Annotated in this window: 16 protein-coding genes and 1 tRNA gene; 10 read left to right on the forward strand and 7 right to left on the reverse strand. The window is 41.2% G+C overall.

Annotated elements, in window-relative coordinates; all coding sequences use genetic code 11:
* The first annotated feature begins 57 nt into the window (after positions 1-57).
* The 3 genes from ACLCDV_RS00425 to ACLCDV_RS00435 all read left to right on the forward strand — a co-directional run bounded on the left by ACLCDV_RS00425 (position 58) and on the right by ACLCDV_RS00435 (position 1,937).
* A tRNA-Glu gene (locus ACLCDV_RS00425) sits at positions 58-129 on the forward strand.
* Between the two features lie 103 nt (positions 130-232).
* Complete coding sequence (locus tag ACLCDV_RS00430; RefSeq protein WP_317668934.1) at positions 233-1,219, forward strand: phosphotransferase; 987 nt, start codon at positions 233-235, stop codon at positions 1,217-1,219.
* Positions 1,220-1,301: 82 nt separating this feature from the next.
* Entirely contained in the window at positions 1,302-1,937 is a 636-nt protein-coding gene (locus ACLCDV_RS00435) for a carbonic anhydrase family protein (protein WP_120335688.1), read from the forward strand.
* Positions 1,938-2,135: 198 nt separating this feature from the next.
* On the opposite strand, the gene ACLCDV_RS00440 is transcribed toward ACLCDV_RS00435, so the two are convergent.
* The 4 genes from ACLCDV_RS00440 to prfB form a co-directional block, all read right to left on the reverse strand.
* Positions 2,136-3,779 carry a PQQ-binding-like beta-propeller repeat protein gene (locus ACLCDV_RS00440; RefSeq protein WP_411972607.1) on the reverse strand — a complete coding sequence of 548 codons (1,644 nt, stop codon included), beginning with the start codon at positions 3,777-3,779 and terminating at the stop codon, positions 2,136-2,138.
* The gene (locus ACLCDV_RS00445; protein WP_411972608.1) at positions 3,776-4,165 is read right to left on the reverse strand and encodes a metallophosphoesterase family protein; all 390 of its coding nucleotides are present in this window, start codon (positions 4,163-4,165) and stop codon (positions 3,776-3,778) included. The genes ACLCDV_RS00440 and ACLCDV_RS00445 overlap by 4 nt, the downstream gene beginning before the upstream one ends.
* Before the next feature lie 205 nt (positions 4,166-4,370).
* Positions 4,371-5,816 carry a glycosyltransferase family 2 protein gene (locus ACLCDV_RS00450; RefSeq protein WP_411972609.1) on the reverse strand — a complete coding sequence of 482 codons (1,446 nt, stop codon included), beginning with the start codon at positions 5,814-5,816 and terminating at the stop codon, positions 4,371-4,373.
* A 453-nt stretch (positions 5,817-6,269) separates the two neighbouring features.
* Positions 6,270-7,353, reverse strand: a protein-coding gene (prfB, locus tag ACLCDV_RS00455) for a peptide chain release factor 2 (RefSeq protein ID WP_157625830.1) whose coding sequence is annotated in 2 segments (ribosomal slippage) — positions 6,270-7,292 and positions 7,294-7,353 — 1,083 coding nt in all. Because the reading frame shifts where the segments join, the coding sequence is not laid out codon by codon here.
* Positions 7,354-7,571: 218 nt separating this feature from the next.
* Between prfB and pgi the strand changes: the two genes are divergently transcribed.
* Entirely contained in the window at positions 7,572-9,242 is a 1,671-nt protein-coding gene (gene pgi, locus ACLCDV_RS00460) for a glucose-6-phosphate isomerase (RefSeq protein WP_411972610.1), read from the forward strand.
* A gap of 111 nt (positions 9,243-9,353) precedes the next feature.
* Here the strand turns inward: pgi and ACLCDV_RS00465 are convergent, their stop codons facing one another.
* Entirely contained in the window at positions 9,354-11,270 is a 1,917-nt protein-coding gene (locus tag ACLCDV_RS00465; RefSeq protein WP_411972611.1) for a heavy metal translocating P-type ATPase, read from the reverse strand.
* A 44-nt stretch (positions 11,271-11,314) separates the two neighbouring features.
* Between ACLCDV_RS00465 and ACLCDV_RS00470 the strand changes: the two genes are divergently transcribed.
* Positions 11,315-11,458: a hypothetical protein gene (locus ACLCDV_RS00470; protein ID WP_411972612.1), complete on the forward strand. Its 144-nt coding sequence runs from the start codon at positions 11,315-11,317 to the stop codon at positions 11,456-11,458.
* A 62-nt stretch (positions 11,459-11,520) separates the two neighbouring features.
* On the opposite strand, the gene ACLCDV_RS00475 is transcribed toward ACLCDV_RS00470, so the two are convergent.
* Entirely contained in the window at positions 11,521-11,862 is a 342-nt protein-coding gene (locus ACLCDV_RS00475) for a phage holin family protein (protein WP_317668926.1), read from the reverse strand.
* 392 nt (positions 11,863-12,254) lie between these two features.
* Between ACLCDV_RS00475 and ACLCDV_RS00480 the strand changes: the two genes are divergently transcribed.
* The 4 genes from ACLCDV_RS00480 to typA all read left to right on the forward strand — a co-directional run bounded on the left by ACLCDV_RS00480 (position 12,255) and on the right by typA (position 17,645).
* Positions 12,255-12,680 carry a DUF2147 domain-containing protein gene (locus ACLCDV_RS00480; protein WP_411972613.1) on the forward strand — a complete coding sequence of 142 codons (426 nt, stop codon included), beginning with the start codon at positions 12,255-12,257 and terminating at the stop codon, positions 12,678-12,680.
* 154 nt (positions 12,681-12,834) lie between these two features.
* On the forward strand, positions 12,835-14,082 hold the full coding sequence (locus ACLCDV_RS00485; protein WP_317668924.1) for an ABC transporter permease: 1,248 nt from the start codon (positions 12,835-12,837) through the stop codon (positions 14,080-14,082).
* A gap of 488 nt (positions 14,083-14,570) precedes the next feature.
* Complete coding sequence (kbl, locus tag ACLCDV_RS00490; RefSeq protein WP_075990514.1) at positions 14,571-15,761, forward strand: glycine C-acetyltransferase; 1,191 nt, start codon at positions 14,571-14,573, stop codon at positions 15,759-15,761.
* A gap of 78 nt (positions 15,762-15,839) precedes the next feature.
* Positions 15,840-17,645 (forward strand): translational GTPase TypA, encoded by a 1,806-nt coding sequence (typA, locus tag ACLCDV_RS00495; protein WP_317668923.1) that lies wholly within the window; start codon positions 15,840-15,842, stop codon positions 17,643-17,645.
* A 95-nt stretch (positions 17,646-17,740) separates the two neighbouring features.
* Here typA and ACLCDV_RS00500 read toward each other — a convergent pair whose 3' ends face one another.
* The gene (locus ACLCDV_RS00500) at positions 17,741-18,247 is read right to left on the reverse strand and encodes an ecotin family protein (RefSeq protein ID WP_075990516.1); all 507 of its coding nucleotides are present in this window, start codon (positions 18,245-18,247) and stop codon (positions 17,741-17,743) included.
* Between the two features lie 420 nt (positions 18,248-18,667).
* Here ACLCDV_RS00500 and uvrA point away from each other — a divergent pair, with 420 nt between their 5' ends.
* The gene (uvrA, locus tag ACLCDV_RS00505; RefSeq protein ID WP_411972614.1) at positions 18,668-21,469 is read left to right on the forward strand and encodes an excinuclease ABC subunit UvrA; all 2,802 of its coding nucleotides are present in this window, start codon (positions 18,668-18,670) and stop codon (positions 21,467-21,469) included.
* Positions 21,470-21,565: the final 96 nt, after the last annotated feature.

Consider the following 21,565-nt stretch of genomic DNA (forward strand, 5'->3'; position numbering starts at 1 on the left):
ATAAAAATTTTGACACATTTATAAATATTTCTATATTTGCACACCGAAACAGAAAACGGCCCGTTCGTCTAGGGGTTAGGACGCAAGATTTTCATTCTTGAAACAGGGGTTCGATTCCCCTACGGGCTACAGATCGAAAGATTAAAACTTAAAAAAAGCTTGCAATTCATATTGCAAGCTTTTTTTGTCTTTTAGTATCTAAAAAAACCAATACTAACTTCCAGAAAAAAAAATGACAACATTTCCGGTTATAGCCTCTACTCTTTCTGCCAAACAATTAGGAGATTTTGTGAAAGATAGATATGGCCTAGACGACAAATACAATTGTACCCTATTCAGAACAGGAATGAATCACACGTATTTTCTTTCCAATACCGAAACGAAATATGTTTTGCGCGTTTATAGTCATAATTGGAGGTCAAAAATCGAAATTATTGAAGAGATTGAACTTTTGAAGTCATTGAAGAATAAAAATTTAAGTGTTTCTTTTCCAATTGAAGATAAAGACGGAGCATTCATTCAAGAAATAAATGCACCTGAAGGAATCCGATATGTTGTACTTTTTTCCTTTGCTCAAGGTGAGAAAATTCGATTTATGGACAAGGAAACTTGTTTTCGAATAGGTGTTCTAATGGCGAATATGCACAACCATACCGAAAACAAGAACATTAACCGAGTATCTTATCATAAGACGTCTCTTATAGAACTACCTTATGCGTATTTAAGACAATTCTTTTCAGACAACTTGCCAGAAATGGAATTCATTAGGGAGTTTGGAGAAAATTTTCAAAATTCAGATTTCGATAATACGAAAACCGGAATTATACATATGGATATATGGTATGATAATATGGCCATTACAGACGAAAAGGAGATTACGATTTTTGACTTTGACTTTTGTGGAAATGGATGGCAAATTTTAGATGTTGGATATTTCTGTAAACAACTGTTTTTCATAGAATCAGATAAAGCGCAGTATGAATTAAAAATGCAAAGCTTCTTGCGGGGGTACCAGAGCACTAGATTTTTATCTGAAAAAGAGCTCAGCTTAATACCAAAAGCCGGCGCTTCTATTTTTATTTTTTATCTGGGCGTACAGGCACAAAGATTTGATTGGTCCAACATATTTTTGACAGAAAACTATCTTAAAATGTTTGTTGGAAGAATTAAAGCTTGGATGGATTATTACACAAAGAACGAAATCACTGGGGCTATGTAAGAAATTACAGGTATTTTCTCCTATTGGTAATTAAAATGTAACGTATTAATTTTACCTTTAATATTCCAAATAATAAAATTTTATGAAGGCACATACGTACGAAACACAATCGACGATTACACCTGAAAAAGCATTAGATTTCCTGAAGGAGGGAAACCAGCGCTTTGTTAATAATCTGAAAGCTAACCGCGATCTACTCGAACAGGTGAACGCTACGCGTGAGGGACAATGGCCATTTGCCGTGGTGCTAAGCTGCATCGATAGCCGTACTTCAGCTGAACTTATATTTGATCAGGGATTGGGCGATATCTTCAGTATCCGGATTGCCGGAAATTTTGTCAACCAGGATATTTTAGGTTCGATGGAGTTTGGTTGCAATGTGGCCGGTTCTAAACTTGTTGTCGTTCTAGGGCATACCAAATGTGGAGCATTAAAAGGAGGATTGGATGCGGCACAGATCGAGGGCATGGGAATGGATAACCTAAATCATTTGATTAATCATTTCGACCCGATCATTAATGAGGTGATCGATCAGGGGGAAGAACGTTCTTCTAAAAATAGTGTGTTGCTTGAAAAACTAAATCAACAGAACATTAAACATGCGATCCGTGACATTCGCAGACAAAGTTCAACGCTCCGTAAACTTGAAGAAGAGGGTAAAATTAAGATTGTTGGTGCAAACTATGACGTTGAGACCGGTAGCGTAAGTTGGTTGTAAGTTGTAGAAACTGACAAGCAGGTTTTGTCGCTTATAAAAGATGAACAACCGTAGCTAACTTTAGGTAAGATTAGGTATCCCAAGATTCGCTGATCATAAGTCGAATGGGAGTGTACACTTTTTAAGAATAAAAGAAAAAGGGAGGTGCTAACTCATTTTAAAGTTAGCACCTCCCTTTTTTGGTTCTATGTATAAATGTTAGAGTTTAAAGCACGAAACATTTCCTGCGAAATCAGCCACATAAATCAAATCGCCATCCACTGTGATGTCTGAAAATATAGGCGAACCCAGGTTGAATTTTGATAGGAGTTTACCCGCTTTATTAAGGACGTAGACATAGCCGTCTGAAGCACCAAAAACTAACTTGTCTTTGACTTCAATAACTGCAGATTCAACTGTGCCGACCAGTTTATGGTTATCAGGACTACTGTATGCAGAAGAATAAACTAGCGCTTCTCCAGTGGGAAAATGCCACTTCTCTTCCAGAGTCTGTAGATCATAGGCTTTTATTCCGTTGGTGGAAGTTGGCATAACCAAAAGGTTTTCACTGATCTTTGGAGCAGTCATCACCTTAAAATCGTCGGTCTTAATGCTCTTCTTTAGGATTTCTCCCGTTTTTAGATCGATCTTAAAGATGCCATTGAGGCCGGTCGTATAGATGTAATCCTTTTGAGCTGTTACCCCGCCACTTCTAAAACGTAAACCATCTTCCTGACGTTTCCAGAGCAGTTTTCCGGTATGGATATCATAAGCACAGAGTGCATTCCAGTTGTATCCAGCTAAAAGAACTTGACCGACAACCGATAGCTCTGCTGGAGTAGCCTCTCCGCCTGACGGTTCTACACCTTCCCATAACGGTTTTCCTGTATGAATATCAATCGCAGACATTCGTTTTCCTAATCCAGTATAATAGATCCCGTTGTCAAGCGCAGCGCCAGAAACAAAGGTCGGGAGGTTTGGAGCCGAAGGTTTCTTTGTCCACAGGATTTTACCTGTATTTGCATCTATCGCATAGACATTGGTTTCAACATCGGTGGCCAACAATATACCATCACTGAAACGTAATTTATGCTTAATGGAATTTATCGTTGGCAGAGACCATAATACTTTTCCACTCCGTCTATCCAGGGCTTTGATTGCATGATTGGTTCCTATGCCATCATCCATTGTGGCTATAAAAAGTTTATCGCCAACTACCAGAGGGCTTGTTTTCCAGATATTTCCATTGACTGAAGTGGACCACTGTAGTTTGATCTTATCATGTTCTGCTGGCGCGAGGCTAAACGTTTCTTTCTTTAAGGTCTGTTCGCCATTCTCGTAGCGAATCGTGATAAGTGCATCGTATTGTCCTTTGTGATTTTGTTTTTGGAAAGGAACATTTGCTTGCCATGTCCAATCTTTGGAGGCTTTCAGCGAAATCGAGCTTATGCGATTTCCGGTCTCATGTGCGTATACCGTGAGGTCTACGCCTTGTATTTGTCGCTCACTATCGTAGGCGTTGACCAGTATAGGCAGCGTTTGGTCAGCATTTAACGACTGATTGCCCACGGGCCGTACCAACTGGACGTGATCACGTAGGTTTGTGTAGATCGGCTTGATATTCTTGATACCTTGTTTGTCAATATCGACGACAACAAACTGTGCGGCAGAATTATCAATACCACCTTTGTTAGGGGCATTGGAACAAACCACATAGACACCATTTTGTTTGAAGACGAAATTGTTGTGCCAGTGTCCATAGAACCAAGCCTTAAGGTTATATTGCTTTAAATCGATCTGTTCTTTTTCTCCTTTAAGGACAAAGTCAGGCCCTACAAAGTAGTCATGGTTAATAAAGATCACACAAAGTGAGCCGGCCCGGCATCGAACGAGTAATAAGTAGGTCCAAATAGATCTTCAAATAGCTTGTCGCCATATTCACCTTTGACAAGATCATGATTGCCGACGGTATAATAGGTCGGTCTGCCCATGAGTTTACTGTTGACCTGCTTGGCATGAAAAAGCATACCCGGTTCGTAGCAGATGTCTCCGGTATGCATGATCAAACTTGCACGCTGTTGTTTAGCGTAATTTCTGACATTATCAATCCAAGGTCCATACAACGGCGTTTCTGTATCCGTAATTTGGATAAAGCGTAGAAAATCGTTTTGTTGAACCGCATCTTTGACTAAAGCGAAGTCTAGATTTTTGGCATCCGCGCGCAATGGAATATAATGTGTTTTCGTCACCTTGTAACCACTGGGTACAGTGACAGACAAAAAGCGGGCATTGGGGTTATAAGGTAGTGTGTATTAAGTTAGTATTAAAAACAAAAAATATGATAATGTTTTTTTAATCAACGATTGCATTGGATTTTTAATATAAAAAAAACGGCGGTTTTCCTGTTACATATCATAGAAAGTAACAGGAAAACCGCCGCGTGGTCTTATCATTTTAACCCCTTGTCAACCAACCTCTGCGTCCAGCTGTTGCAATGGCATAAGGTGTAATCCAAAATAAACTGAAGGCATAAAATATACTGTAACTATAAGCCCAGAAAGCTTCTTTGGCGTCGGAGTTTTTCGAAGCAAAGAAATAGGCCTGAATGCTGGAAAATATTAAGATACCGACCAACGTTGAGCTTAAGAACATCAATGGATAATGAAATACTGTCCATAGCATCAATAACATCATTGGGTAAGACAATAATACTTTTTTCCATTGCATAAGCAATAAGATACGGGCTCCCCATTTAGGTCCTTGACGGAAATTCTTAAACGCAAATTTACTCATTGCGATATTTTCGCGCACGTTGCTCCGTTCCCAACGGATAAACATCTTGTACAGATTTTTGTAACGTACAGGAGTGTCGGTATAAACGTATGCATTGGATTGAAATAACACATGATAACCTTGTTTTAGGATCATATTTGTCATCGCGCGATCTTCACCGATATCAGACGGTTGCCCCATAAAAGTCTGGTTGATCCAATCCTCCAAACAGTTCATGACAGCCTCTTTGCGATAGCCTGACAAAGCTCCTGGTGTACACATGACCGTGCCCAACATACTTTGCGCAGAACGTACAAACTCAAAGCTGAATACGAAGCTAACATTCAACATACGGGGTATAATCGCTTTTTTAGTATTCAAAACACGCACGTTACCCGCAACTGCTCCACATTCCTTGTTTGTTACAAAAGGACTCGCCATATTACGTATGGTATCCTTCCGTACAATAGAATCACTATCAACCGTAATAAAGATTTCTCCCGTACCTAATTTAAATCCACGGTACAAAGCATGTCTCTTACCCATATTCTTGGGCTGCTGATAAATTTCAACACGATCGCCCAATTCCATTTTGGCACGTTGTATCCAGGCAAAGGTATTGTCCTTACTACCGTCGTCAATAGCAATGATCTGAAGTTTCTTCTCCGGATAATCGCTGCTAGCCAAACTATGTAAGGTATCATAGACTAACTGTCCTTCGTTATATGCCGGAACAATAATCGTACAAGTAGGTAACTCATCGTCCGATACAGAAGCAATGGGCTTATATTTACGGTGAAGTACAATTAAAAAAATCAAAAAACTGATGGCAATAGCCGCTAAAAGTATCCCGAAAACAATCAAAAATGTTCCGCCAATACTGTCCAAACGTTGGAAACGTAACGCATCAAAATCAGGTTGAAGCATGTATACGCCAAAAACAGACGCAAATAGTATAAAAAAAGTCGCTCCAAAAATACCATATTCTCTTGGACCAAAGTTGCTTTCCTCGTTTTTGCTCACTGTATGATCAGATCGCTTTTCTCCTGCATTTACATCGTATACCGCAGGCTGCCATTGTTTGGTCATCTGCTTGGATACGATCGAGTTTTCTTTCATGTAATTCATAACCGTTCTATTTTAGATACACATTCGTTCATTCTATATTTAATCGATACCGCAATCGGTATCATTTGTAATGAAAATATTACGATTGCATAAACGCAAAACACATGCCTTTATTTTGTGCCAAAAATGACCCCACTGTTTAAATTGTAACGTTCTTGATACAAAATAATACTGAGTAAGTCATTCTTTTTCAGTGTTTTAATTTTATTTTGCAATAAAAATCGATTAAAATATAATAACGATATGGGCAGTAGACTTTTAAGGTTTTTTAACATTTGCCTGTTGAATGTTAAGAGAAATTGACAATTTTTGTGACAAACTGTGTAGGAAAGGGGGCAATCGGTCAGGTGAAGAATTCGGCTGAAACCAAATAAAAAAATGCAAGGGATGGAGAAAAAAAAAGACGCTCCCAAAAGAGAGCGTCTACACTATGATTGAGTTTCTAAATCGTCTTTATCCGCCAAATTCCATCAGATAATTTTTTAGAAAATCATTCAGATCACCGTCCAGGACAGCTTGTGTATTGGATGTTTCGTAATTGGTCCGTAAATCTTTAATTAACTTGTAAGGATGTAGGACATAATTTCGAATTTGGGATCCCCATTCTATTTTCTTTTTGTTTCCTTCAATAGCAGCGGTAGCTTCCTGGCGTTTACGCATTTCAATCTCATATAACTGCGATTTCAATAAGCGCATCGCATTTTCTTTATTTTGTAATTGCGATCTGGATTCCTGATTTTTAATAATAATGCCAGTAGGTTTGTGATGTAATCGAACAGCTGTTTCCACCTTATTTACGTTCTGGCCACCTGCACCACCTGATCGGAAAGTATCCCACTCGATTTCGGAATCCTTCACATCAATCTCAATATTATCATCAATCAAGGGATAGACATAAACAGACGCGAAGGAGGTATGGCGTTTTGCATTGGAATCAAACGGAGAAATCCGAACGAGCCTGTGTACACCGTTTTCTCCCTTAAGGTAGCCATAAGCAAAATCGCCTGATATCTGTAAAGTTACACTCTTAATGCCTGCAACATCACCTTCCTGCGAATCTTGTTCGGTCACTTTATACCCATTTTTTTCGCCCCACATAATATACATACGCATCAGCATGGCAGCCCAGTCACAACTTTCAGTCCCGCCGGCACCAGCTGTAATCTGTAAAATTGCATCCAGCTGATCTTCTTCGGCGCTAAGCATGTTTTTGAATTCGAGCTCCTCGACTTTCTCTAGAGCTAGTTTATATTGGTCGTCCACTTCCTTTTCATTTGCGTCGCCAGATTGGAAGAATTCATACATGACATAGGCGTCTTCAACCGCCGCTGCAACTTCGTCGAAGTGGTCTGTCCATACCTTTTGGTTTTTTATGGCCAAGAGTATTTTCTCTGCAGCTTTGGAATCATCCCAAAAGCTCGCTTCAAGCGTAATAGCTTGATCTCTTTCTATTTCTTCTTTGCGTGCATCGATGTCAAAGATGCCTCCTCAGGGAAGTAACACGATCCCTCAAGTCTTGAATTTGTTCTTTTGTCATAGCTGCTAAAGTAGAAATTTTAATTAACAAATTCGTGCTTCTATCGAATAACTTCGCACCCAATATAGATTGCCCAATAGGGATAATTTGACCTTTTTTTTTTAGTTTTGGTATTGTCAACGGAATAAACCTTCATTTAAGGATCTACACGATGTGTAACAATGAAATACTGAAGGCTCTTATTGATGTTTAAAACAAATAATTTCAGTAAAAACAGTATGTTCCCAAAAATTAATTTTACAAAGACTGAGGCCTATAAGAATCTAGCGCAGCATTTTGGTTCTTTTTCAGGCCTATCTAACAATAGCGAAAAAAATGATCTACGCGCACTTTTTGCCGCAGATCCCGCACGTTTTGAGAAGTTTTCGATCGCTTTCGAAGATATACTTTTGGATTACTCCAAAAATCGGATTACTGCAGAAACAAAGGCGCTCTTGGTCCAGCTGGCGAAAGAATGTGGCCTCGAAGAAGCGATGGCAGCGATGTTCTCGGGCGAGCGCATCAACGTAACCGAAAACAGACCGGTGTTACACACCGCTTTGCGAAATCAATCCGATCAGCCCGTTTATGTGGACGGAAAGGATGTCATGCCCGACGTTAAACGCGTGCTGGCACAAATGAAAGCCTTCACGGAAAAGATTATATCTGGTGAGTGGAAAGGATATACGGGTAAAGAAATTACAGATGTGGTGAATATCGGTATCGGTGGTTCAGACCTCGGTCCTGTGATGGTAACTGAAGCATTAAAAGCGTATAAAACGCGCTTAAATGTACATTTTGTCTCCAACGTAGACGGTACACACATTGCTGAAACATTGAAAGCTGTGGATCCTGAAACAACCTTGTTTCTGATTGCCTCAAAAACTTTCACAACGCAGGAAACGATGGCCAATGCGCATACAGCTAAAGACTGGTTTTTGGCGAGTGGAGCCCTTCAGGAGGATGTCGCTAAGCATTTTGCAGCATTGAGCACGAATACAGAGGCAGTACGTGCCTTTGGCATAGATACTCAAAATATGTTTGAGTTTTGGGACTGGGTAGGCGGACGTTATTCCCTGTGGTCTGCTATAGGTCTTTCCATTAGCTTGGCAATAGGCTTTGATAATTTCGAGGAACTTTTGAAAGGTGCCTACGATGCGGACGTTCATTTTAAGGAAACTTCCTTCGAATCCAATATTCCCGTGATATTGGCTTTGCTTGGTGTATGGTACAATAATTTTTTCCAGGCCGAGAGCCATGCAATTCTCCCTTACGATCAATACCTTCACCGTTTTGCTGCATATTTCCAGCAAGGGGATATGGAGAGTAATGGAAAATATGTTGACCGTAATGGCCAACAGGTGGACTATCAGACCGGACCGATTATATGGGGTGAACCTGGTACGAATGGGCAGCATGCCTTCTATCAGTTGATTCACCAGGGAACCAAATTGATTCCTTGTGATTTCATTGCGCCTGCCAATAGTCTGAATCCGATCGGAAACCACCATCAATTGCTATTGTCCAACTTTTTTGCACAGACTGAGGCTTTGATGAATGGCAAAACGGAGGAAGAAGTAGTTGCCGAATTCAAGAAAGCAGGCAAATCGGATCAAGAAATAGAAGCGCTTAAAGCCTACAAAGTCTTTGAAGGTAATCGCCCGACGAATTCCATCCTGTTCAAAATAATGACACCACGTACTTTAGGACGACTTATCGCATTTTATGAGCATAAGATTTTTGTGCAGGGTGTGATCTGGAATATTTATAGTTTTGATCAATGGGGGGTGGAGCTGGGTAAACAATTGGCCAATCAAATCCTTCCGGAATTAAGTGACGCCAATACGGTTACGAGTCATGACTCTTCTACCAATGGATTGATCAATGCCTATAAAGCTTGGCGGGATTAAATTTCTAACTAGGATCTAAAAGAGATTCTTGATACAACAGGACTGCCCTCAGAAAGTATCTAACTTTTTGGGGGCAGTGCTTTTTTGGGGCATAACATGATCGCTCGGTTTTTAAACTTTTTTATGCTGGATCCGAATGGCATTTAAAATCGCCAGAAGAGCTACCCCCACATCAGCAATGACTGCTTCCCATAGTGTTGCAATACCTCCGGCGCCCAGGATCAACACAATGATTTTTATTCCCATCGCCAGGATGACGTTCTGCCAGACAATGCTTCGGGTTATTTTACCGATTTTTATAGCAGAAAGGATCTTGTGGGGCTCATCGTTTTGGATCACAACATCAGCAGTTTCAATGGTTGCATCAGCTCCCAGTCCACCCATAGCAATACCTACATGTGCTAAGGCAACTACAGGGGCATCGTTTACGCCATCGCCGGCAAAGGCAACGCGGCGTCCTTGGTCAATCAGCTGCTGTACATGGCTTACTTTATCCTCAGGAAGAAGATCGCCATAGGCTTTGTCGAGTCCAAGTCCTTTGGCGACTTCATCCACCACCGCTGTTTTATCTCCAGATAACATGACTGTATACAAACCTTGAGCATGCATGGCTTGGATCACAGTCCTGGCATCTGGTTTAATTCGATCCGCAACAGTAATATAACCCGCATATTGACCTTCGATGGCAAGTAATACTATGGAGTAGGCCATTTGCCTTAGATCTGCCGGATAGCCAATATCGAATTTGTCCAGTAATTTACTGTTGCCCGCGAGTGTGGGCTTTCCGTTAACAGTGGCGAAAAGTCCGTGGCCTGCTATTTCCTGGATTTTCTCAGCTTGCAATGCGGCACTGCCGGGATGATAACTGGCGATCGCTTTCGCAATGGGGTGTGTTGAATGTGCCTCAATGGCTTTCGCATAGTTCAGTAATTCCTCTGGATCTCCATTGACGGCAAAAACTTCCGTTACCTCAAAGACACCGGCTGTAAGCGTGCCCGTTTTATCCATAACAACGGTATCGACCGTGGTAATGGCATCGAGGAAGTTCCCGCCCTTAAATAATATGCCATTTCGGGACGCTAAGCCTATACCACCAAAATAACCCAGGGGAATAGAAACGACCAGGGCGCAGGGACAGCTGATCACCAGGAAGACTAAACTCCGGTAGAACCATTCCTTAAAACTATAGTCATGAACAAAAAATAGGGGTACAATAAGAACTAAAAGCGCAAGGCCGAAAATAATAGGAACATATATCTTAGCAAATCTGGCGATAAACAATTGTGTTTTGGATTTTCGTGCCGTGGCGTCCTGAACCATTTCGAGAATTTTGCTCAACTTGCTGTCTTCAAATACGCTGGATACCTCGATTTCAACAACTGTTTCCAAGTTGATCATACCTGCAAAAACAGCATCACCAGAATATTTTGTATCGGGTTTACTCTCCCCAGTCAAAGCAGCAGTGTTAAATGCCGCTTTCTCAGTTTTAAGTTTGCCGTCCAAAGCCACTTTTTCTCCAGCTTTTACAAGGATAGTTTCGCCAATTGTGACAGTTTTTGGATTTACCTGATCTTGTTGCCCATTGCGTATGACCGTTACTGTGTCAGGGCGGATATCCAATAGCGATTTGATTGATTTCTTGGCATTGTCGACGGCAGTATCCTGAAACCATTCTCCGATTTGATAGAACACCATCACTGCGACACCCTCTTCAAATTCTCCAATGGCGAAAGCACCCAAGGTCGCTACCGTCATCAAAAAGAACTCATTGAAAATATCGCCACGGCTTGCCTTACGGAATGCCATTTGAATAACGGGGATACCGGCGAGAAGATAGGCGATGCTATTTACGGTCAAGTTGATGCCAAAGGGAAGGCTGATCTTAAAAGCATATTTCAATAGGAGCAACGTAAGTAGGATGAATAGAGCTATAATGAGCTTACTTTGAGCGATCCACCAAGGGCGATTCTTTGTCGAATGACAGTGCTCCTGTGTGTCATGGCTATGCTCGTGGTTGTGTTCACACATATATCAGCGGTTCTTTTAAAGAATTAAATTTAGCGAATTCTGCTGTGAAAAGCGAGGAAAATGAGGAGAAAATCACCCATAAGGACGATTATTTTAAAGGAATTGGAACAGTAAACAATCTATTTTTCAAACGACAGATGATGTCAACAGGGGAAGATGATGCCAGCAAGGAAGGGGACAATCGCTGAGCAATGAAAAGGCGTCCACATGTATTGATGTGGACGCCCGCTGCTATTTTATGAATGTATTTCTAATCTTTTGAAGTACTGCCAATGATCATTTCCAATATGGCGACAACAATAGCAAACAGCGCTGCAGTCCAGAATCCATCGACATCAAATTTCGAACCGAGGAGCGAATCAGACAACAAGACCATCAATACGGTAATAATAAAGGAAACCAGGCCGAGGGTAAGCCAATTCAACGGGAACGTAAATAACCTTAAAATCGATCCCACAGTCGCATTGACAAATCCAATGACGAGTCCTGTAACGATAGCCCAACCGAATCCAGCAACATGAGCGCCGGGGACAATCCAGCACGCAACAGCGACGACCACACCAGTAAGTAAAAGACTAATAATAAATTTCATAATATGTGCTAATTTATAAAGAGTAAATAAAGTAATAATATAATAACTATCGTGCAAACCCGATGCCAAACTTTGTTTAGATTTTGAATTTAAGTCTTTTGGAAAAATGGGCTTGGAGCAGCCTTCAATGTGAATTATTAGGGGCTGTCTGATCGGGAAGGACCAGTATTTTGAAATAAAATATATGCAAGCATAGTAAATATTTTGTATATTTATTCAGAAGTTATGTTGCTCTTGTCGTTTGGTTGTCAGTCATTATGCTTGTTAAGTAGGGCGACTGCTGCTGTCGGAAAAGTGTTGCCAAAAGGTGCTTGCTGAGGCGTTTGAACGAACGGTCAGATCGACAGTAACGTGAAAAATGGAAAGAATTAAGTTCATAAAATAATAGACCCATGAAGAAAATTATGATGTCATTCATAATGCTGCTGACTACAGTAGCATTATTTGCGCAAACAGATCCCATCATCGGAAAGTGGGAAAACCCAAGCGGTGAAGGTCGTGTTGAAATTTACAAAAAAGGAGATAAGTTTTTTGGCAAACTCTATTGGCTGAAATTTCCAAATAACGAAGCCGGTCAGCCCAAGAAAGATATAAAGAATCCAGATAAAGCGCTCCAAAGCAGAAATGTACAAGGACTCGAAATCCTGACTAATTTTGATAAAGATGGCAATACCTATGCTGATGGAAAGATCTATGATCCGAAGTCGGGCAAAACGTATAGCTGTAAGATGACCTTAAAAGGGGATAAACTCGACATAAGAGGCTACGTCGGTGTGAGCTTGCTTGGACGCACCGAGACCTGGAAAAGAATCAATTAAGAAGGAAAATGACCGCAAAATTAGCATAGTCCGCTTGCATGGATCGGTCTGGTTCCACCAAAAAGGCAATTTATTTCTACGAAGTAAATTGCCTTTTTGGTTTTGTGCTGGAATTACAGTATTTTCATCCCTACAAATTATAAATACCAGCTCTATGGCCGTAAAAATGTCTTATGTTGAAAATGTCAAGCTTGCGCTACAGTCCATTGTAGGGAATAAGCTGCGGACATTTTTAACAGCACTGATCATTGCCATAGGGATGATGGCATTAATAGGGGTGTTGACCTCCATCGATGCCATGAAAAACTCACTGACAGATTCCTTTTCATCGATGGGATCAAACTCCTTCAACATCCGCAACAGGGGGTTGAATGTTCGGATCGGCAATGAAGGCACCCGCTCAAAAGTCTTTGCTAATATCACCTATGCACAATCTGCAAGATTCAGACAGGATTTTCACTTTAATGCACTGACATCAATTAGTGCCAATGTGAGCTGGAATACAACCGCAAAATTTCAATCCAAAAAGACAAACCCCAATATCGGCCTGATCGGAACCGATGAAAATTATCTGCAGACATCAGGGTATGTTGTCAGTGAAGGCCGTAATTTTTCTACGCGAGAGGTAGAAACAGGTAGTGGCGTGATCATCATCGGTAGTGAAGTGAGTAAAATGCTTTTCAACGAAATTATTGATCCAATAGGACAGTTTATTACTGTTAACAATATCCGCTATTTGGTGATAGGAGTCTTAAAAAGTAAAGGTTCTTCTGCGGGTATGGGTGGAGATAGAGCCTGCTTTATTCCGCTGGTCAAGGCCCGGGCTGTGATGCAGGGTACAGAGCCCTCTTATGTAATAACCGTATCGTCGAATGATCCAATGCGATTGGAGGCAGCAATCGGAGAAGCGACAATCGTATTTCGAAATATTCGCGGACTGTCATCACGGCAGTCAAATGATTTTGAAATCACCAAATCAGATGCGGTTGCCCAGATGCTGATGCAAAATATGGCTATGGTTACTTTGGGAGCAGTCGTGATCGCTTTTATAACCCTTGTGGGAGCCTCAATCGGATTGATGAATATTATGCTGGTTTCTGTTACCGAACGTACCCGAGAGATCGGTATACGCAAAGCAATCGGTGCAACGCCGAGTGTTATACGTAAGCAATTTCTGATGGAAGCAATTGTGATCTGTATGATGGGGGGGATCGCAGGGATATTTATTGGTATCCTGATTGGTAATATTCTGGCGCTACAGCTCGGGACATCGTTTATTATACCTTGGGGGGCAATTATACTTGGTTTTGCCGTCTGTGGACTGGTCGGAATGCTGTCAGGTTATTACCCGGCCTCAAAAGCATCTAAACTGGATCCGGTCGATGCGCTTCGTTACGAGTAGTTCCTATTGGCGCATCTCGCTATATCGCTCCATCTTTACGAAATTTTTGTGGATAAAGTCTTTTGTTAGGCTATGGCTTGAGTCCGTTGGCTTTCGCTCCGATCTGTTATTAAAATTCCGGCACTTTTCATTTAAAATGCGAGAGCCCAAAGTTTAGATAAGGTTATACCAACTTCGGACTGCAGGCACAATGAGTCCACCTTGAGTCCACGTTGAGTCCACCTTTTTCATGTGGATTTACTATTGAGGCACCGCGCAAGCACCCTGCTTGCAGGGCGAAGATGTCTAGGGCTTATCGCCCAGTTGGTCGCTATCAAAGCAAGAGGAAAAATAGATCGATTGAAAAAAGGAATTTTATGCAATCGGTTTAATGTTACCAAATCATTGATTTGGGGTGAATTCTCCGTGAATAGCCCTTTTCTCGAAAGGTAAAGCAACTTATTCCAATGAAAAAACTGTAATATTGTATAAAAAAATAAAATCGAATTATGTACAATACATTACAACCAGTTTTAGAAAAGGAATTGGAAGCAATCAAAGAAGCGGGATTGTATAAACAAGAGCGGGTGATCGTTACTCCACAAGGAGCAGACATCAAAGTAAGCACAGGACAGGAAGTTGTCAATTTTTGTGCGAACAATTATTTGGGACTTTCTTCACATCCAAAAGTAATCGAAGCTGCTAAGAAAGCGATTGATACACACGGTTATGGAATGTCTTCCGTACGTTTCATCTGCGGTACCCAAGATGTGCATAAAGAATTAGAAGCAAAAATATCTACGTTCCTCGGAACAGAAGATACTATTTTATATGCGGCAGCATTCGACGCGAATGGAGGGGTGTTTGAGCCTTTATTTGGTGCCGAAGATGCCATCATTTCCGACGAATTAAATCATGCTTCTATCATAGATGGCGTTCGTTTATGTAAAGCACAACGTTTCCGTTATAAAAATGCGGATATGGCTGATCTGGAAGCGCAATTACAGGCCGCATCCGGTGCTCGGCATAAAATCATTGTTACAGATGGAGCGTTTTCGATGGATGGATCTGTAGCTCCATTGGACCAGATCTGTGATCTAGCCGATAAATACCAGGCGTTAGTGATGATCGATGAGTCGCATTGTACAGGATTTATCGGTGCAACTGGACGTGGTACACACGAGCTTTTCAATGTAATTGATCGTGTAGATATTATTACAGGTACCTTGGGTAAGGCGCTAGGTGGTGCTTCCGGTGGTTTTACTTCTGGTAAAAAAGAAATCATCGATTTGTTACGTCAGCGTTCTCGGCCCTATTTATTTTCAAATACCTTAGCACCCGCAATTGCAGGCGCTTCTGTTGCGGTCTTGGATATGCTGAGCGAGACAACAGCATTGCGTGATAAACTGGAATCCAATACGATCTACTTCCGTGAAAAAATGACAGCTGCTGGATTTGATATCAAACCCGGTTTCCATCCAATCGTGCCTGTGATGCTGTATGACGCGAAATTAGCGCAGGAGTTCGCAGCCAAGATGTTGGACGAGGGAATTTATGTGATCGGTTTTTACTATCCTGTTGTACCTCAGGGAAAAGCCCGTATCCGTGTGCAGATTTCGGCAGGACATGAAGTTGCTCACCTGGATAAAGCAATCGCCGCCTTTACCAAAGTAGGTAAAGAATTAGGTGTAATTAAATAAAATACACATAGTTATAAATTTTATGGTGCAAAATGTTTATCTTTGCACCCTAAAATTTTATAAAAATATTCTTGCTCAATGCAAAACATTAGAAACATTGCGATCATCGCTCACGTCGACCACGGTAAAACTACGCTTGTAGACAAAATTTTATATTTTACCAATCAATTCAGAGAAAATGAAAATGCTGGTGAATTAATCCTAGACAATAATGATTTAGAGCGTGAACGCGGGATCACTATTGTATCTAAGAACGTATCAGTAACATATAAAGGTGTTAAAATCAACATCATCGATACACCCGGTCACGCCGATTTCGGTGGTGAGGTTGAACGTGTATTGAAGATGGCCGATGGTGTAGTACTATTGGTCGATGCTTTTGAAGGCCCAATGCCTCAAACACGTTTCGTTACAGGTAAAGCTTTAGGTTTAGGTATCAAACCTATTGTTGTTGTCAATAAAGTCGATAAAGAAAACTGTCGTCCTGAGGAAGTTTACGAACATGTTTTTGACTTATTCTTCAACTTGGGCGCTACTGAAGAGCAATTGGATTTCCCAGTATTGTACGGTTCTTCAAAACAAGGTTGGATGTCTACCGATTGGAAAAATCGTACTGAAGACTTCACTGACTTATTGGAAGCTATCATCAAATATATCCCTGCACCACAAGTATCTGAAGGTACTTTGCAAATGCAGGTAACATCGTTGGATTACTCAACTTTCGTAGGACGTATCGCTATCGGTCGTGTTGCCCGCGGTACAATCAAAGAAAACCAACCGGTTTCTTTGGTAAAACGCGACGGAAAAGTTGTGAAATCAAGAGTTAAAGAGCTACAGGTATTTGAAGGCCTTGGTCGTATCAAAGTATCTGAAGTACATGCAGGTGATATCTGTGCTGTAGTAGGTATCGAAGGTTTCGATATCGGTGATACAATCGCAGATTTCGAAAATCCAGAGCAATTGGAAGTTATCAGCATTGATGAACCAACAATGAACATGTTGTTCACGATCAATAACTCTCCTTTCTTCGGTAAAGAAGGTAAATTGGTAACATCACGTAACATTTACGATCGTTTGCAAAAAGAGTTGGAGAAAAACTTGGCACTACGTGTAGTTCCTACAGAATCTCCAGATGCTTGGTTGGTATACGGACGTGGTATCCTTCACTTGTCCGTATTGATCGAAACAATGCGTCGTGAGGGTTATGAATTGCAAGTAGGCCAGCCACAAGTTATCATCAAAGAAATCGATGGTCAAAAATGTGAACCTATCGAAGAACTTGTTGTTGATGTACCTTCTGATGTCTCAGGAAAAGTAATTGAGTTGGTTACGCAACGTAAAGGTGAGTTGTTGATTATGGAAGCTAGAGGAGATATGCAACATCTTGAGTTCTCTATTCCTTCTCGTGGTATCATCGGTTTACGTAACAACGTGTTGACAGCAACAGCGGGTGAAGCTGTTATGGCGCATCGTTTGAAAGGTTACGAACCTTGGAAAGGTACAATTCCTGGTCGTTTGGCAGGTGTATTGATCTCTTTGGATACAGGTTCAACAACTGCGTACTCCATTGATAAATTACAAGACCGTGGTCGTTTCTTCGTAGATCCAGGTGTGGATGTATACGAAGGACAAATTTTAGGTGAGCACATCCGTGATAATGATTTAACGATCAACGTTACTAAAGGAAAACAGTTGACAAATATGCGTGCTTCTGGTTCTGATGATAACACACGTATTGCACCGGCAATCAAATTCTCATTGGAAGAATGTATGGAGTATATTCAAGCTGACGAGTATATTGAGGTTACACCACAATCAATGCGTCTACGTAAAATCTATTTGACGGAAAACGAGCGTAAAGTTAACGCGAAGAAATTTCAATAGTCAATAGCGAAACGCGATATAAAAAAAAGCCCTCGAACATTGTTCGAGGGCTTTTTTATTGCCTAGCTATTTGATGCGCCAAATAGCTTAGCAGTTTATTTTTTTGTTCTTACCTCTGCTGCACGGTAGGTGTCACCGTCAGTTGTATAGATTTTGAATTGCACATCGTAAGCTTCAGGTACATAAATCACAATCGGCATTCTGCCATTGTAACGTACAGTCTCCGGTTGAGCTGAAACAAAAAGGTTTCTTTTTTCTTTGTTTGGGCAAGCCATCATGGTGCTGGCGACATTGCCATTTGTTTTGAATACATAATAGTCATAACCCCAGCCTTGAAGATCCTTCTTCTCTAAAGTGCCCGATAAATTAAAGGTATTACATCCGTCTACTTCCATCCATTTTCCTACCGAAAACTCTATTTTTTTGTTTTTGTCACTTTCTGAATAGGGAACTTCAATCACCATTTTTTTATACCCTTTTTCAGGGCTAGGAAAAATGCCTAAGTCAATTTTGTCGATAACCATTTGCGCTTTACTAATAGTTGTTGAGGATACTAATGCGATCATCAATAGCATCATTACTTGAAATACATTTTTTTTCATATATGCAATTATTTAATTTTAATGGCCATGAAATATTCCGGTTTTGTATGTGTTTTAAACTCCAATATTCCATTTTCTTATTTTTATTTGTTTTTTAAACGCGCTATCTGCAAAAAATGCTACACGCTTATAACAGATATAACACCTATAGGACTGTATTGTTTTTGGAAGGATTAATCGTAAATCGCAAAATGTTAAAAAATAATTGTTTGGGAAACTAAATTGTTTGATGTATTTCATTTTATAGCTGGTCCTAGATTTGCCTGTTTGCCGTGTATGAAGCCTTTCATCAAAATTTTGCCGACTTTGGAACAGTTTCTCTTTTTTTGAAATTCAGGTGATAGAAAACCGAATTGCTTTTTAATTCGCAGGAATATAATCAGCCAATAATACGTAACTTTGTGTGAGATAAGGATTATTATGAGTAAACAGGTGGAGCACACTCCAAAAGAATATATTCAGATAAAGGGCGCAAGAGTTAATAACTTAAAGAATATTGACGTTGATATCCCTAAAAATAAATTAGTTGTTATCACTGGAATGTCGGGCTCAGGAAAATCCTCCTTAGCTTTTGATACGCTGTATGCCGAAGGACAGCGACGTTATGTCGAAAGTCTCTCTTCGTACGCTAGACAATTTATGGGACGGATGAATAAACCGGAGGTGGATTACATCAAAGGTATCGCCCCTGCAATTGCCATTGAGCAACGTGTCATTACTTCCAACCCCCGTTCGACGGTAGGAACATCCACCGAGATCTATGATTATCTGAAATTGTTATACGCCCGAATCGGAAAGACAATTTCTCCTGTATCTGGTCGCGAGGTGACCAAAGACAGTGTGAGTTCAGTGGTGGATTTTGCGCTTAATTTAGAAGAGGGGACAACGGTGACACTGCTCGCACCACTTATTCCTTCTCATGGGCGTAAACTCAAGGAAGAGTTGTCTCTTTTATTGCAGAAAGGTTTTGTGCGTGTCGTCTATGGGGATAGCATGCAGAAAATCGAAGCTATTATTGATGATAAGGCTATCGTCAATAAAGACCTTCAGGATGGTGAAGTGCTTATTGTCGTGGACCGGGTTCGCATTGAACAGGACGATGATACAGTCAATCGGCTTTCTGATTCTGTCCAAACAGGTTTTTTCGAGGGTAAGGGAGAGCTCTATATGGAAGAAAATGGGCAAAGACATCATTTCTCCCATAAATTTGAACTTGATGGAATAACATTTGAAGAACCTACACCAAATTTCTTCAGTTTTAATAATCCGTATGGTGCCTGTCGCCGATGTGAAGGTTATGGAAAGATCATTGGTATTGACCCTGATCTTGTTATTCCAGACAAAAGCCGGTCGGTCTACGATGGGGCAATTGCTCCCTGGCGAGGGGAGAAAATGGGGGAGTGGTTACAGGTGCTTGTTAAAAGTTCACTGAAATTTGATTTTCCCATACATCGTGCCTACATGGACCTGACCGCGGAACAGAAAGAGTTGCTGTGGACGGGAAATAAATATTTTGCGGGTCTTACCCAATTCTTTGAAGAGCTCGAAGCTCAGACCTATAAAATTCAATATCGGGTGATGTTGTCTCGCTATCGCGGGAAGACAGATTGCCCGGACTGCCGTGGGACCCGATTACGTAAAGACGCCACTTACGTGAAAGTAGGGGGCAAGTCTATCACCGATATCGTTTTGATGCCGCTTGAGGAAGCCTTGGAATTTTTTAAAACTTTACCACTGGTGGGTAATGAACTGGTCATTGCCAAAAGACTTCTTGCCGAAATTAATAACAGATTGCAATTTTTGTGCGATGTTGGATTAAGTTACCTAACCTTGAACCGGCTATCGAATACGCTTTCCGGAGGGGAATCACAGCGGATCAATCTGGCAACTTCATTAGGAAGTTCGCTCGTCGGCTCTATTTATGTGTTGGACGAGCCAAGTATTGGGCTCCACCCACGTGATACGCAGCGCCTCATTTCTGTGCTGAAATCTCTGCGCGATGTTGGTAATACGGTTGTAGTGGTCGAGCATGAGCAGGAGATGATGGAGGCGGCTGATTACCTGATCGATATCGGGCCAGAAGCCGGGATCAATGGCGGCGAAATGGTCTTCGCAGGTACATACCAGCAGATTCTGAAAGATACAAAAAGCCTTACGGGCCGATACCTTAGCGGAAAAGACCAGATTGAGGTACCCCAAAAACGTCGTCCATGGTCCAATAGTGTGACCATTAAAGGAGCACATGAAAATAACCTCAAAGGGATTGATGTGCAATTTCCATTAAATACGTTTACCGTGGTAACTGGGGTCTCGGGATCGGGTAAGACCTCTCTGGTCAAACGTATCCTGTACCCCGCATTACAGAAATCTATAGGAAACTACTCTGGCGAGCAAACAGGTGTTTACGATACAATCGAAGGCGATATTGCCCAAGTCGAACAAGTTGAAATGGTGGATCAGAACCCGATCGGTCGTTCTTCGCGATCCAACCCGGTGACTTATGTGAAAGCCTGGGATGAAATCAGGGCTTTATATGCCAACCAGGCACCTGCCAAGGCTGCTGGATTGAAGCCGGCCGCATTTTCATTTAATGTTGAAGGTGGACGTTGTGATGTCTGTCAGGGCGAAGGTGAAGTTAAAATTGAAATGCAATTTATGGCCGATATCGTTTTGCCATGTGAGGCATGTGGGGGCAAACGATTTAAACAATTTGTGCTTGATGTACACTACAAGAACAAGTCGGTGGCCGACATACTCGAGCTGAGTGTTGATGAAGCGATCGTATTCTTTGCAGACCAGCCTAAAATATTGGCAAAATTGCAGCCTTTACAGGATGTTGGACTAGGCTACGTTAAGCTCGGGCAATCGTCAAGTACATTGTCTGGCGGTGAAGCACAGCGGATTAAACTGGCCTCCTTCCTCATTAAGGGAAATAACAGCAAGAAGACACTTTTTATCTTTGATGAGCCAACGACAGGCTTGCACTTTCAGGATATTAAGAAGTTATTGAAATCATTTGATGCACTGATTGCCCTCGGAAATAGTATCTTGGTGATCGAGCATAATATGGATATGATCAAATCGGCAGATTGGGTCATCGATATTGGTCCTGAGGGCGGCAATAAAGGCGGTAAGCTAGTCTTTGCGGGGCTTCCGGAAGAACTTATTCATTGTAAAGATTCTTATACAGGCCAATTTTTAAAAGCACATTTAAAAGATTAAACCCTACTTTAGCAAAGTGAAGTAATCTGAATCAGGGCAACTGGGCTGCCAATAAGTTCCGATTTATTGTTCCTGTTGTTAAGGTATGATAGAATA

The organism is Sphingobacterium sp. Lzh-3, assembly GCF_046764375.1.
GTDB lineage: Bacteria > Bacteroidota > Bacteroidia > Sphingobacteriales > Sphingobacteriaceae > Sphingobacterium.